General features: G+C 73.9%; 9 protein-coding genes and 2 pseudogenes. 4 read left to right on the forward strand and 7 right to left on the reverse strand.

Annotated features, from left to right (window positions below):
- Both SZN_RS30500 and SZN_RS30505 read right to left on the reverse strand, forming a co-directional pair.
- Positions 1-354 (reverse strand): annotated as a pseudogene (locus SZN_RS30500) (N-acetylmuramoyl-L-alanine amidase); the annotation flags it as partial.
- Positions 355-670: 316 nt separating this feature from the next.
- On the reverse strand, positions 671-1,813 hold the full coding sequence (locus tag SZN_RS30505; protein WP_043734002.1) for an aminoglycoside phosphotransferase family protein: 1,143 nt from the start codon (positions 1,811-1,813) through the stop codon (positions 671-673).
- A 244-nt stretch (positions 1,814-2,057) separates the two neighbouring features.
- Here SZN_RS30505 and SZN_RS30510 point away from each other — a divergent pair, with 244 nt between their 5' ends.
- Entirely contained in the window at positions 2,058-3,554 is a 1,497-nt protein-coding gene (locus SZN_RS30510; protein WP_007502574.1) for a DNA-binding protein NsdB, read from the forward strand.
- 157 nt (positions 3,555-3,711) lie between these two features.
- Here SZN_RS30510 and SZN_RS30515 read toward each other — a convergent pair.
- A pseudogene (locus SZN_RS30515) lies at positions 3,712-5,117 on the reverse strand (SpoIIE family protein phosphatase).
- 427 nt (positions 5,118-5,544) lie between these two features.
- Between SZN_RS30515 and SZN_RS30520 the strand changes: the two are divergent.
- Positions 5,545-5,958, forward strand: a complete 414-nt coding sequence (locus tag SZN_RS30520; protein WP_007502575.1) for an SsgA family sporulation/cell division regulator — start codon at positions 5,545-5,547, stop codon at positions 5,956-5,958.
- A gap of 61 nt (positions 5,959-6,019) precedes the next feature.
- Here SZN_RS30520 and SZN_RS30525 read toward each other — a convergent pair whose 3' ends face one another.
- A complete protein-coding gene (locus SZN_RS30525) occupies positions 6,020-7,117 on the reverse strand; it encodes a baeRF3 domain-containing protein (protein ID WP_007502576.1) in 1,098 nt (365 codons plus the stop codon).
- 66 nt (positions 7,118-7,183) lie between these two features.
- Positions 7,184-8,767 (reverse strand): alpha/beta hydrolase, encoded by a 1,584-nt coding sequence (locus SZN_RS30530; protein ID WP_007502577.1) that lies wholly within the window; start codon positions 8,765-8,767, stop codon positions 7,184-7,186.
- 324 nt (positions 8,768-9,091) lie between these two features.
- Between SZN_RS30530 and SZN_RS30535 the strand changes: the two genes are divergently transcribed.
- Both SZN_RS30535 and SZN_RS30540 read left to right on the forward strand, forming a co-directional pair.
- A complete protein-coding gene (locus SZN_RS30535; RefSeq protein ID WP_425274487.1) occupies positions 9,092-9,700 on the forward strand; it encodes a chaplin in 609 nt (202 codons plus the stop codon).
- 211 nt (positions 9,701-9,911) lie between these two features.
- Complete coding sequence (locus SZN_RS30540) at positions 9,912-10,769, forward strand: GNAT family N-acetyltransferase (protein WP_007502585.1); 858 nt, start codon at positions 9,912-9,914, stop codon at positions 10,767-10,769.
- Between the two features lie 88 nt (positions 10,770-10,857).
- Here the strand turns inward: SZN_RS30540 and SZN_RS30545 are convergent, their stop codons facing one another.
- Both SZN_RS30545 and SZN_RS30550 read right to left on the reverse strand, forming a co-directional pair.
- Positions 10,858-11,586 (reverse strand): hypothetical protein, encoded by a 729-nt coding sequence (locus tag SZN_RS30545; protein WP_007502588.1) that lies wholly within the window; start codon positions 11,584-11,586, stop codon positions 10,858-10,860.
- A gap of 7 nt (positions 11,587-11,593) precedes the next feature.
- The coding region (locus tag SZN_RS30550) for an aminotransferase class I/II-fold pyridoxal phosphate-dependent enzyme (protein WP_007502590.1) at positions 11,594-12,838 on the reverse strand (1,245 nt) is incomplete at its 5' end.

Raw genomic sequence — 12,838 nt, forward strand, 5'->3', positions numbered from 1 at the left:
GCCGTCACCGTGCGGGTCCGCCCGGCCGCCGCGGCCCGGCGCCGACCCGGCGAGCGCGGTGCGCGCGTCGGTCAGGTGCATGGGGCCGTAGCCGCCGGTCACGCTCGGGCGGCCGTCGTGGGCGTCCCAGCGGGACTGGAGGTAGGAGACGCCGAGCAGCACGCTCTGCGGTACCCGGTAGGTCGCGGCGGCCGACGCGAAGGCCGACTGCAGGCGCCGCTGCGCGTCCTGGGCCTCCGACGGGGCGGCGCCGACGAGCGGCAGCACCAGTGCCGCCGCGGCCAGTGCCCCGGCGGCGGTCCGTGCGCGCCGGTGCCCGGCCGGACGACGGGGATCGGTGACGGATCGTCGCAAAGCAGCCTCCTGGGACGGTCGGGCGCGATGAGCCGTGCGGGGCCGGGCGTCCGTGGTGCCAGGCGGTCCGACGATCCGTCAATCATGCCAACCGACCGCTGCCGACCCTTGGCACCCGCGAATCCCGGGAGTTTCGCGAGCGGCACCGCGAGGGCCCGCGAGGCTTCAGCGGCGTACTTCCCCGCACCCGCGGAACCGGCCCGGGAAGTCTTTGCCGCCGTACATCCGGCCAGTTTTCCCCCGGCCGTCAAGGGCGCGCGCACAGGCCCGCGGTACGCCGTCTCCAGGGCGTGCCGCGGGCCACCGTCCGTGTGTGTCAGCGGGTGCCGACCGCCGCGCGCACGGCCCGCCGGGCCAGCTGGCAGTCGTCGTGCAGCCGCCGCAGCAGCAGCCGCTGCTCCTCGCCGGACGGCGCGGCACCCGGGGGGGCCGCGGCCGGTGCCGCCGGGGCCGTGTCGTGCAGCGAACGCTGCACGGCCGTCTCATAGGTGCGGATCTCGCGCGTCAGCACCAGCATCAGGTTCACCAGGAACGCGTCCCGGGCCGCCGGGCCCGCCGTCTGGGCCAGCTGGCTGATCTGCCGCCGGGCCACCGGCGCGTCCCCGAGCACCGACCACAGCGTCGCGAGGTCGTAGCCCGGCAGGTACCAGCCCGCGTGCTCCCAGTCCACCAGCACGGGACCGGCCGGTGAGAGCAGGATGTTCGAGAGCAGGGCGTCGCCGTGGCAGAACTGGCCCATGCCCTGCCGGCCCGCGGAGGCCGCGATGCCGTGCAGCAGCTTCTGGAGGTCACCCATGTCCCGGTCGGTCAGCAGACCCAGCTCGTGGTACCGGGAGATCCGCGCCGCGTAGTCCAGCGGCGCGTCGAACGTGCCCGCCTGCGGCCGCCAGGTGTTCAGGCGGCAGATCGCGCCGAGGGCCGCCCTGATGTCCGCCCGCGGCGGAGTCTCCAGCGGATGGCGCTGAAGTGCCGCCACCCGGCCGGGCATCCGCTCGATGACGAGTGTGCAGTTGTCCGGGTCCGCCGCGATCAGTCTCGGCACCCGCACCGGGGGGCGGTGCCGGACGAACGCGCGGTATGCCGCTATTTCGTGCCGGGTCCGCTCGGCCCAGGCGGGGGAGTGGTCCAGTAAGCACTTGGCGACGGCCGTACTGCGCCCGGTCGTGCCGACCAGGAGGACGGACCGCCCGCTGCGGCGCAGCACCTGGACCGGGGTGAACTCCGGGCAGATCCGGTGCACCGACGCGAGGGCGGTGCGCAGCTGGGTGCCCTGGGGGCCGGACAAGTCGAGTCTCCCGCTGAGCGGTTGGGTGCCGAGCCCCGCGGCCCGGACCGGCCGGCCCGCGCCGGGCACGGGGGTGGCCGCCGGCCGCGCGGGGGCGAGGTAGGGGCCGCCGCCCGCCGGGCGGGCTCGTAGCGACCGGGGTGGGGCGGACACGGAGGACGATGCTGCGTACATGGGAGAGACAGATCCCTTCGTGTGCCTGCGACGTCAGTGCGCCGCCCGATCCGGTCGCCCGGGTGCACCCTGGGGAGTGCACCGGCCGTACCGAGGGGCGACCGGGTCGGGGTGGCGCGTTCCTACCTGACACCCCGCGTCCCGTGGCACACCATCTGGCGCACCCTGGCGAACCCTGGCGAATAGTCCCGGGGCAACCCGCACCGGGCTACTGTCAACTCAGCCGAGAACCTGGGGGCTTGATGTGAGCGGCGAACCCAACACCCGCCTGGCGGACCTGTTCGGCCTGACCGGCTGGTCCAAGGGCGAACTCGCGAGGCTGGTCAACCGGCAGGCGGCGGCCATGGGCCACCCCCAGCTGTCGACCGACACCTCGCGGGTGCGGCGGTGGATCGACAGGGGAGAGATCCCGCGCGATCCGGTGCCGCGGGTGCTGGCAGCCCTGTTCACCGAGCGTCTCGGCCGTGTCGTGACCATAGAGGACCTCGGTCTGGTCCGGCACGGGCGTGCGGGGAAACGGCAGGACGCCGGGAATGCGGAACATCCCGACGGTGTGCCGTGGGCGCCCGAACGGACCGCCGCGGTCCTCACCGAATTCACGGGAATGGACCTCATGCTCAACCGACGCGGCTTGGTGGGCGCGGGCGCCGCGCTCGCCGCTGGATCCGCACTCAGCGGTGCCATGCACGACTGGCTGCACACCGACCCGGTCCTCCGGGCCGACGCCCCACAGTTCGACGACCCCTTGCGGGCCGAGCCCGCCGGGTTCGACCGCTACGAGGCCGCCCCCATCGGATCGCAGGAGATCGACGAGCTGGAGCGCTCGGTCGAGGTGTTCCGGGCCTGGGACGCGGCCCGCGGAGGCGGACTCCAGCGCAAGGCGGTCGTGGGACAGCTCAACGAGGTGGGCGGCATGCTCGCCTACCGCCACCCCGAACACCTGCAGCGGCGCCTGTGGGGCGTCGCCGCCAACCTCTCCGTCCTCGCCGGCTGGATGTCGCACGACGTCGGCCTGGAACCCACGGCCCAGAAGTACTTCGTCATCGCCGCCCACGCGGCCCGGGAGGGCGGCGACCGGCCCCGCGCCGGGGAGGCGCTCTCCCGGGCCGCGCGCCAGATGGTGCATCTGGGCCGGCCCGACGACGCGCTCGACCTGATGAAGCTCGCCCAGTCCGGATCCGGTGACGAGGTGCTGCCGCGCACCCGGGCCATGTTCCACACCATCGAGGCCTGGGCACAGGCGTCGATGGGCAAGGGGCAGGCCATGCGGCGCACCCTGGGCCGGGCCGAGGACCTCTTCGTCTCCGGCAAGGGCGATGTGCCGTCGCCGAGTTGGATGCAGACCTTCAAGGACGAGGATCTGTACGGCATGCAGGCCCTGGCCTACCGCACGCTGGCCGAGTTCGAGCCGGGCGCGGCCGCGCACGCCCGGCACTACGCGGAGAAGGCCCTGTCCCTGCGCGTCGACGGACGGGAGCGGTCGAAGATCTTCGACCATCTGTCCATGGCGTCCGCCTGCTTCATCGCGGACGACCCCGAACAGGCCGACCGGTACGCCCGATTGGCCCTGATGGCGATGGGCTCCAACTCTTCCGGGCGCACCTGGGACCGGCTGCGGCAGATGTACCGGCTGACCGCCGCGTACGCCGGCTGTCCGAGGATCAGCGAACTGCGGGAGGAGATCCGGCTGGCGCTGCCCAAGCCCCGCAAGCCGGACCCGGGCAACAGCGCACGGGCCTAGGAGACCGTTGAAGATCTTGCTCCGGCCGCCCGCCTCGCCCTGGATTGCCGATAAACCTCAATCGCCGTCAACCAGGGCAAGCCGGGCGCCGTTTCAAGATCTTCAGGACGCTTCTCGGACTGCCCCCGCGCCGCCGGCGCATCGCAGGGCCGGGGCATCACGAGTGCCGGGTCCGGTCCTGGTGCGTCACCCGCGCCACGAGCACACAGGCGTCGTCCGCCCGTCCCCCGGCACCGAACTCCTCGGCGACCAGGCGTATCGCGTCCTGCGCGCGGGCCGCGCCGGCCAGGCGGGGGCCGAGGCCGAGCAGGGGGCCCGCGCCGTCCGCCGCGCCGTGCTCCGGCACGAGGGTGCCGGAGTGCAGCACGATCAGGTCGCCGACCTGGAGGGTCTCCTCCGTCTGCGGGTGGACGGCGCCCGGGGCGGTGCCGAGCAGTGCGCCGGGCGGTCCGTCCAGCCTGCGTCCCGTCCCCTGGCGGAACAGCAGCGGGGCGGGGTGCCCGGCCCGTGCCCAGGTGAGGGTGCGGCTCTGCGGGCGGTAGTGGCAGCACAGGGCGCTGCCGAGGGCGGGCCGGACCGTGGCGTCGAGCAACTGGTCGAGGAGGGAGAGGAGTTGACCGGGGCGGGTGCCGGCCATCGCCATGCCGCGCACGGCGCCGAGCAGGGTGGCACAGCCCGAGGCGGCGGCCGTCGCGTGCCCGGTGAGGGCACCGAGGCTCAACAGGGTGGTGCCGTCGGCCAGTTCGAGGGTGTCGTACCAGTCACCGCCCATGCGGGCGCCGCCGCCCGGCGCCCGCAGCCGGCAGGCCGCCAGGTCCAGTGCCCCGGGGCCCGCGTGCGCAGGCCGTAACGAACCGCGCCACGGCGGCGGGACCGCGTCGCCCGCCCCGGCCCCGGGCTCCGGTGCGCCGTGCGCGCGGGGCCGGTCGCGCCGGAGCGAGTCACGGGTCTCGCTCACGGCGCGCCGGTGCCGGCGTACGGCGCTGACGTCGCGCAGTACGGCCCACATCGAGGCGGTGGCGCCGTCGGGGTCGAGCACCGGCTCGCCCCTCATGTGCACCGTGCGGACCTCGCCGCCGGGGCGCACGACCCGGAACTCGCCGTCGATGGGCTTGGCGTCGATCAGGCAGTCGGTGACCATCGACGTCAGCCGCCGCCGGTCCTCGTCGTGCACCAGGGAGGGCAGTTCGTCGAGGGTCAGGGGTGCGGCGGCCGGGTCCCGCCCGAGGATCTCGTACAGCTCGCCCGACCAACTGGCCTCGTCCGTCAGCAGGTTCCACTCCGCGCTGCCGACCGGGCTGAGCGGGGAGTCGCGGCGGGGGGCGGGGAGGGGCCGTCCCGCAGCTGGGCCAGGTGCGCATCCAGGTCGTCGAGCTGGTGCAGGGCGAGCTCGTACAGGGCGCGCTGCCAGCGCTCCCGCGGGTCCGCGCCGTCTCCCGGGGCGTCCCGCCGCACGGCGTCCACCTCGCCCTTGAGCCTTCGCGTCTGCGATATGAGGGCGTCCACCGAGCCGCGTCCGGGCGGCTGGGCGGCGGGGTGGTCCGCGAAGAGGTGGGGCGGCATGACGCACTCCGATGAGGAAACGGTACGACCAGGACTGACGGAGGGACCGTTACGACTCTTGCACAGCCGGCGACGCCCCGTAAGTGCTTTGGCAACACCCGATTCAGTGGTGCGTCTGGCATATGCCAGAGTCTTCAAGGAGAGGTCGGACCGTGCGAACGGCGTACGCCGGCCCCGGAGGCACGGCGTAGGCCGGGTACGCGGTTTGACGGCCGTTCGGCACCTTTGTGCGGGACTCATTCGCCTGTTCGACGCGCGCGTGTTCCCCAGGTGGAGCGGTGCGGGTGACCCGGGCCGCCGACCGCCGTCCCAAGAGTGACGCAGCTCACAAAATTGGTGCGGGTTCCGGTGTAATGCAAACGGCATTTGCGGGGTCGTAAGAGCACAGCGGCAAGACCGTCGCCTTCCGACCCAGGGGAGACCGCCCATGGACATCGCCCTCGAGCAGCCCGCCCGCGCCCGTCTGATCACCGGCGAGGAACGCGAGGTGTCCGTTCCCGCCGGGCTGCGCTACCTCTCGACGGATCCGCTGGCGGTGCATCTCGACTTCCCGGGCGAGGTCTCCCTCGACGGCAACGGCGCCACCTGGACGTTCGCCCGCGGTCTGCTGGAGGCGGGGCTGCGCGGCCCGGCCGGCGACGGCGACGTGCACATCTGGCCCTGCGGCGACGCACGCACCGTCGTCGAACTGCACTCGCCGCACGGCATGGCCCTGCTCCAGTTCGACACCCCCGCCCTCCAGCGCTTCCTGGTGCGGACCTACGCGGTGGTCGCCCCCGGGGAGGAGGACCTCGACGCGGTCGTCGAGCGCGGCCTGAGCGCGCTCTTCGACGGTGTCTGACGCGGCGTGCCGCGGGGAGGGGGCCCGGTCCTCCCGCGCCCCCTCCCCGCGCGCCGGCCGGTCAGTACCGCAGGACGCCCGCGATCCCCCCGGCGTCGCTCAGGGTCCCGTCCGGTACGAAGCGGACGTCGGCGCCGGTCTCCAGGCACTGCTCGACGATCTCGTCCACGATGTCCTCGCGGGCGTCGAGTTCCCCCGCCTCGGCCGGGACCAGATGGTCGCCGTCCTCCCCGCGCACCGTCGCCCGGTAGTTCTCCTCGACCGCCAGCAGCCGTATCCGGCCCTCGCGGGCGCTGCGCCACACCTCGTCGACGCCGGCCGCGAACGCCCTGCGGCCCCGGGCCGCGACGAGCGCGCCGGTGACCTCGTCGTTGCTCTTGTGGATCTCGGCGGTGATCCGGGGCCGGATCGCCTGCCACACCGCCTCGCGGGTGCCGTGCGCGAGACCGCCGTGCGGGATGTGCACGGCGTGCCGCGCGGTGCCGCCGATCTCGTCGAGCAGGGACAGCGCCGCCTGCTCGCCGGTGACGTACAGCGGGCGCGGGCTGCCCCGCAGGATCGCGCCGAGCGCCGCGTCCGCCTCCTTGAGGAAGTGGCGCGTGTCCTCGTCGCGGAAGGTGCTCGGGGTGTCGCCGATCCGCTCGCGCCGCTCGGCGTCGAAGTTCTGCGCGGCCCGGGTCAGCGGGAAGCCGCCGAGGGGGGCCTCGGTGATGCGGTCCAGGCGGCCGTGCCAGAGCGTGACGCGGTCCGAGGAGACCGACAGGACCCAGTACGGGCGTTCCGCGGCGTGCGCGGAGACGAGGTTGCGGGTGAGGAAGGTGTCCGAGAGCACCACGCGCTCGGGCACCGGCCGCGCGAGCGACCACACCTGGTGCTCGCCCGGAGCGGCGAAGATCACCAGGCCGTCCTCGGCGTAGGTGAGATCGACCTCGGCGAGTGCCTGGTCGAGCTGTCGCTCGACGTCCGTCCGCCGCTCACGGGTGATCGACGGGTCCGACCCCAGTTGCTTCTTGGCCTCGGCCACGACATTGCGCAGCCGGACCTGGTCCTGGGCCCGGTAGGGCTCCCGGCGGTGTGTCGGCGTCAGGACGGACACGGCCGGATAGGGGCGCGGGCGCCGCAGCTCGGAGAGGGCGGTGGGACTGAGTGCGTGCTCCATAAGAGCACGATAGGGCCGATTGTCCGATGCGGCATTTGGGGCAATGGCCGCACCCCGCGCGCGGCCTCACGCGCGCTCCTCCTCCGCCCCGCAGGAACTGCCGTCGGCGGGCAGCGTGCCGTAGAGCAGGAAGGCGTCGACCTTGCCGTGCACGCACTTGGAGGAGGTGTAACCGGTGTGCCCGCCGCCCCTGTTGTCGAGCACCACGGCCGGCGAGCCGAGCCGGCGGGCCGTCTCCACGGTCCAGCCGTACGGTGTCGCCGGGTCGCCGCGGGTCCCCACGAGCAGCATCTTCGGGGTGTCCACGTCCTTCACCTCGTCGCGGATGAAGTCCGTGCCCCTGGGGCGGCCGTAGCACATCAGCACCTCGGTGAGGCGGTACGGGCCGAAGACCGGGGACGCCCGCTCGTACTCGGCGCGCAGCCGGCCGAGGCCGGCGAGGATCTGCCGTCCGCCCGGACGGTCGGGATCGTCCGCGCAGTTGATCGCCATGAGGGCGGAGGGGAGGTTGTCGAGGGGGACGTCCTCCTCGTCCACCAGGCCCCCGCCGCGCGGGACTTCGCCCTGATCGCGCCGCCCCGGCCGCAGGGCGCCCGCGGTGAACGACTCGATGGCCTGGGTGTCGCCGGTCTCCACCAGCGAGGACAGCGCCCGCTCCAGGGCGGGCCACAACTCCTCGCTGTACAGGGCACTTGCCATGGCGCCGACCAGGTCCTGCCCGGTGAACGCGTCGCCGAAGGCCGAGGGGGCCGGCTTCGCGTCCAGCGAGCCGACGAGCCGGACGATCCGCTCGCGGCCCTCGCGGGCATCCGTCCCGAGCGGGCAGGCGATGTCCTTCGCGCACCAGGTGATGAACTCCTCCAGCGCCTTCTGCTGGCCCCGGGCGCCGGCCTTGCCCTGCTCGGTCAGCGGCTCGGTCAGGGTGTCCACGCCGTCGAGCACCAGCCGGCCCACCTTGTCGGGGAACTGGGCGGCGTAGACGGCGCCGAGCCGCGTCCCGTAGGAGAACCCGAGGTAGTTGAGCTTCTTGTCGCCGAGGGCCTGGCGCATGACATCCATGTCGCGCGAGGCGTTGACCGTGCCGATGTGGGGCAGTACGGGGCCGGAGTGCCGGGCGCACGCGTCGGCCGCACGGCGCAGCCCGTCGAGCACGGCCCGCGGTGCGCGGGCCACCTCGGTGCCGTCGTCCGGGAGGTCGATCTCCTCCTCGCCGTCACCGCAGCTGACCGGCGAGGAGCGGCCCACGCCGCGCGGATCGAAGGTCACGATGTCGTAGTTGTCCGTGAGATCCATGAAGTCCTTGCCGCCGCCCGCGAACTGCGGGACCCCGGCGCCGCCCGGCCCGCCGAAGTTCAGCACCACCGAGCCCCGTCTGTCACCCGTGGCGCGGTAGCGGGCGAGCGCCAGCTCCAGGGTGCCGGCCCGGGGGCGGGAGTAGTCGAGCGGCACCGTGATCCGGCCGCACTGCATGTCCTTCGGCGCGCCCTCCCCCGGGCAGGCCGCCCAGGTGACCTTCTGCCGGTAGAAGCGGGACAGGTCGGGCCCGGCCTCCTTCGCCGGCGGCAGACTCGTGCCGAGCAGGGCCAGCCCTGCCGTACCGGTGACGGCGCAGCGCCGCAGCAGGGGCCGCGTGGACAGCTTGGCCAGCATCGATGCCTCCAGGGACGCCCGTCGCGGACCGGGAAGCGGCGTCCTGGATCACGATAGGCGGCTGTCCGCGGGCACGCCTCCCGGGCCGCGGGGGGCGTGCGGGCCGTGCTCGCGGGACCCGTTGCGTGAAGATCGTACTCTTTACAACTAGTTCGACAGGCATGCGCTCGATGGGGTGAATGGCCGTTTAGCCATAACTCGGACGGTTCCTGAGCGTTTTATCCGGTGCGGGTGGAGTGCCCGCGACCATGTCTGGAAGGCAGGGAACCTATGAGACGGGTTACCCGTAACGGTGTGATCGCCATCGCCGCAGCGTCCGGTGCGATGGCTGTGGCGATGCCGGCGTACGCCGACTCCGCGGCCGACGGTGCCGCGACCGACTCCCCGGGGGTGCTGTCCGGCAACACCCTCCAGGTCCCGGTGCACGTCCCGGTGAACGTGTGCGGGAACACCGTGAATGTGGTGGGGCTGCTGAACCCCGCCGTCGGCAACAAGTGCGCCAACGTGGACGGCGGCGGCAAGAAGGCCGCCGCGTCCGACGGTGCGAAGGCCGAGGGAGTGGCCAAGGACTCGCCCGGCATCGGCTCCGGCAACGCCGTGCAGCTGCCGGTGCACGTCCCGGTCAACGTCACCGGCAACTCCGTCAACGTGATCGGCGTCGGCAACGCGGCGATCGACAACGAGTCGGTGAACGGCCCGGCCGACACCCCGGCCAAGGCCACCCCCGAGGAGAAGCCGAAGCCGTCCGTGACGCCGAGGGCGCACAAGCCGCGTCCGGCCCCGGCCGAGCCGGCGCCCGTCGCCTACGCTCCCGAGGCCACCCTCGCGCAGACCGGCGCGGACCCCGCGGTCCCGACCGCGGTGGGTGCGGCGGCCCTCGTGGCCGGCGGCGCCCTGCTCTACCGGCGCTTCCGCCCGACCGGAACGCGCTGACCCAGGGTCACGCACAGCGTGAAGGCCCCGCCGCTCCCCGGAACGGCGGGGCCTTCGCCCTGCCCGGCGAGGGGGAACACCCGTCCGGGCGTTCCCCCTCGGAGTGCGGCAACGGCTTGATCGCGCCGTGACGCCCACCGGGGTGTCGGCGAGGATGACGCGTACGCGGACGATCACCGCCCGTACACACCCCCACGAACGGAGCCACCCCATGGCCTCTCCGGCCCCCGAAGACCTCGTCGTCACCCGGGCCGGCCTCGCCGACTGGCCGCTGATCAGCGGATGGGCCGCCGACGAGGGCTGGAACCCCGGCCCCGGCGACGGGCCGGCGTTCTTCGCCCAGGATCCGGGGGGCTTCTTCCTCGGCCGCATCGGCGGCGAGCCCGTGTCGGCGGTCTCCGTCGTCACCTACGGCAGCGACTACGCCTTCCTCGGCTGCTATCTGGTCCGCCCCGACCTGCGCGGCCGCGGGCACGGCCTGGCCACCTGGAAGACCGGCCTGGCCCACGCCGGCAGCCGCACGGTCGGCCTCGACGGAGTCGTCGCCCAGCAGGACAACTACCGGCGCTCCGGCTTCGAGCACGCCTACCGCACCGCCCGCTACACCGGCACCCCGCCCGCCGCCGAGGCGCCCGCGGACGTACGGGTCGCGGGGCCCGCCGACATGGCGGACATCACCGCCTACGACGCCGCCTGCACCCCCGCCGACCGCCCCCGCTTCCTCGCGCACTGGCTCACCGCCCCCGGCCACCACGCCGTCGTCCGCCGCAGCGGCGGCGGCCGGGTCACCGGGTACGGCGTCGTCCGCCCCGGCCGGGACTGCCCGCGCGTCGGCCCGCTCTTCGCCGACACCGCCGGGGACGCCCGCGCCCTGTTCGCCGCCCTCGCCGCCGAGTGCGCCGGCCGCCCGGTCGCCGTCGACGTGCCCGAGACCAACCCCGCGGGTGTCGCCCTGGCCGAGGCGGCCGGGCTCACCCCCTCCTTCGAGACGGCCCGCATGTACACGGGCCCGGTCCGGCCGTACGCCCACGAGCGGGTCTTCGGCGTCACCACACTCGAACTCGGCTGACGCCGCCGCGGACCCCGCCCGCCGCGACAGCGTGTTTCGAAAGTCCCGCCCGCCCTGCGGGCGGACGACGCTACTTTCGAAACACGCCCTAACGGACCCGCCCCGTCAGCAGGACCATCCCGGAGTCGCCGTAGTCCGGCAGCGTCGGGTCGGAGTCGATGTGGTCCACCGCCAGCTCCCGGGTGAGCGGGGCGAACACCTCCCTGACGAGGTCCGGGCCGACCGGGCAGCCCGGCCAGCGCGAGGCGGGGCCGATGCGGTAGGTCGGCATCTCCTCCATGAACGCGGCCACCAGGAACCCGCCCGGCGCCACACACCGCACGAACACCCGGCAGAACCCGGCGAACTCGGCACGGTCCTCGGTGGCGCCCTCGGCGACGAAGTGCATGGACGCCAGGTCGTAGCCGCCGGGGGCGAGATCGCGGACGTCGCCGTGGACGACGTGCACCCGCGCCAGCGAACCGGCCAGCGTGGCGGGCAGGGCGGGGTTCAGCCGGCGGCACAGCGCGTGGAACGGCTGCCAGCTCGCGTCCGGCCCCCTGGTGATCTGCCGTTCGAGATAGGCCACGTTGCCGGCGCCCGCCTCCACGGCGTCCACCCTGCGGCTCGCGGCGGCGGCCAGGATCAGCGGATACACGTTCGGCCCGGCCCCGAACTCCACCGAGCGGCCGAGGGAGCGGGGCGCGATCCGGCGGTAGAAGGCGGAGTGATGGGCGATGACCGCCGCGTCGCCGGGGTGGACGTCGCGGTAGTTCTCCGCGAGGTAGTCCGCCACCGGCCAGCGGTCCCAGTCCACGTCGTCGTTGTGCGTGGTCATCGTCGGCTCAGCTCTTCGGTCGCATCGGGAAACGGGCGGACAGCCCCGTCAGCACGTCGTTCAGCCTGCCGATGTCCTCCTCCGAGTGCAGCGCGGTCACCTGGACGCGGAAACCGACGCGGTCACGCGGGACGAGCGGATAGGCGGCCAGCGTCACGTAGACGCCCTCCTCCCACAGGAACGCCGCGACCGGGTCCAGGTCGGCCGGGTCGGCGAGCGGGATCTCGATGATGGGCAGCCGGTCGGTGTTCAGCGTGCCGATGCCCAGCGACTCCAGGTGGTCCAGGACCCGGACCGTCCTGCGGTACAGGTCCGCGCGCAGCCCGTCCCCGCGCAGGTCGTTGACCTCCAGCCCGGCCAGCGCGGTGGCCAGCGACGCGGTGGGCGAGGGCCCCGAGTACAGGTAGGGCGCCGCCGCCGTCTTCAGCCGGTTCTTCAGCGCGGTGGGCAGGGCGAGGAAGGCCAGCAGGGACGAGTACGCCTTGGAGAACCCGGCGCAGAAGACGATGCCGTCGTAGGACTCCCCGGCGTGCCGGACCAGTCCGTTGCCGCGCAGACCGTACGGCGACGGCTCGTGCGGGCCGCGTTCGCCGATGACGCCGAAGCCGTGCGCGTCGTCCACGTACAGCGTCGCGTCCCGCTCCCGGCACACCGCGGCCAGCGCGGGCAGGTCGGGGATGTTGCCCGTCATGCTGTTGACGCCGTCGACACACACCAGCCGGGTGCCGCCGGCGGGCGCCGCGGCGAGCAGCGCGTCCAGCTCGCCGGGCCGGTCCCCGCGGAACCGGCGCAGCGTCGCGCCCTGACCACGGGCCACCGTGCAGCCGTCGTACACCGTCCGGTGCGCGGTCGCCTCCACGAAGACGTGCCCCTCCCCGGCCAGGACCGGGATCACCGCGGTGTGGATGAGCGTGAGCGTCGGCAGCAGCAGCGTGTCGGGCGCGCCCAGCAGCGCCGCGAGCCGCTCCTCGATCGCCGGGTACAGGCGGGGGCTGCCCAGCAGGCGCGACCAGCTCGGATGGGTGCCCCAGGCCCGGACCGCGGGTTCGATCCGGGCGGCGATCTCCGGGTCCCAGTCGAAGCCGAGGTAGTTGCAGGAGGCGTAGTCGATCAGCCAGTGGTCCCGGCAGCGGATGTGCCGGCCCCGCACCTCGTCGAGGACCGCGTCGGTCATCGGACTGGTGCGCCGCAGACGCTCCAGGTCCGCGGAGCGCCGCTCCCGCCGGGCGGCGGCCGGCGGGCGCCGCGGCGC

The sequence above is a fragment of the Streptomyces zinciresistens K42 genome (genome assembly GCF_000225525.1).
Taxonomy (GTDB): Bacteria; Actinomycetota; Actinomycetes; order Streptomycetales; family Streptomycetaceae; genus Streptomyces; species Streptomyces zinciresistens.

Excerpts from the sequence above, each read along its gene's own strand:
- SZN_RS30505 (WP_043734002.1), bottom strand. The coding sequence starts at position 1,813 with ATGTACGCAGCATCGTCCTCCGTGTCCGCCCCACCCCGGTCGCTACGA.
- SZN_RS30520 (WP_007502575.1), top strand. The coding sequence starts at position 5,545 with ATGGACATCGCCCTCGAGCAGCCCGCCCGCGCCCGTCTGATCACCGGC.
- SZN_RS30525 (WP_007502576.1), bottom strand. The coding sequence starts at position 7,117 with ATGGAGCACGCACTCAGTCCCACCGCCCTCTCCGAGCTGCGGCGCCCG.
- SZN_RS30530 (WP_007502577.1), bottom strand. The coding sequence starts at position 8,767 with ATGCTGGCCAAGCTGTCCACGCGGCCCCTGCTGCGGCGCTGCGCCGTC.
- SZN_RS30535 (WP_425274487.1), top strand. The coding sequence starts at position 9,092 with ATGGCTGTGGCGATGCCGGCGTACGCCGACTCCGCGGCCGACGGTGCC.
- SZN_RS30540 (WP_007502585.1), top strand. The coding sequence starts at position 9,912 with ATGGCCTCTCCGGCCCCCGAAGACCTCGTCGTCACCCGGGCCGGCCTC.
- SZN_RS30545 (WP_007502588.1), bottom strand. The coding sequence starts at position 11,586 with ATGACCACGCACAACGACGACGTGGACTGGGACCGCTGGCCGGTGGCG.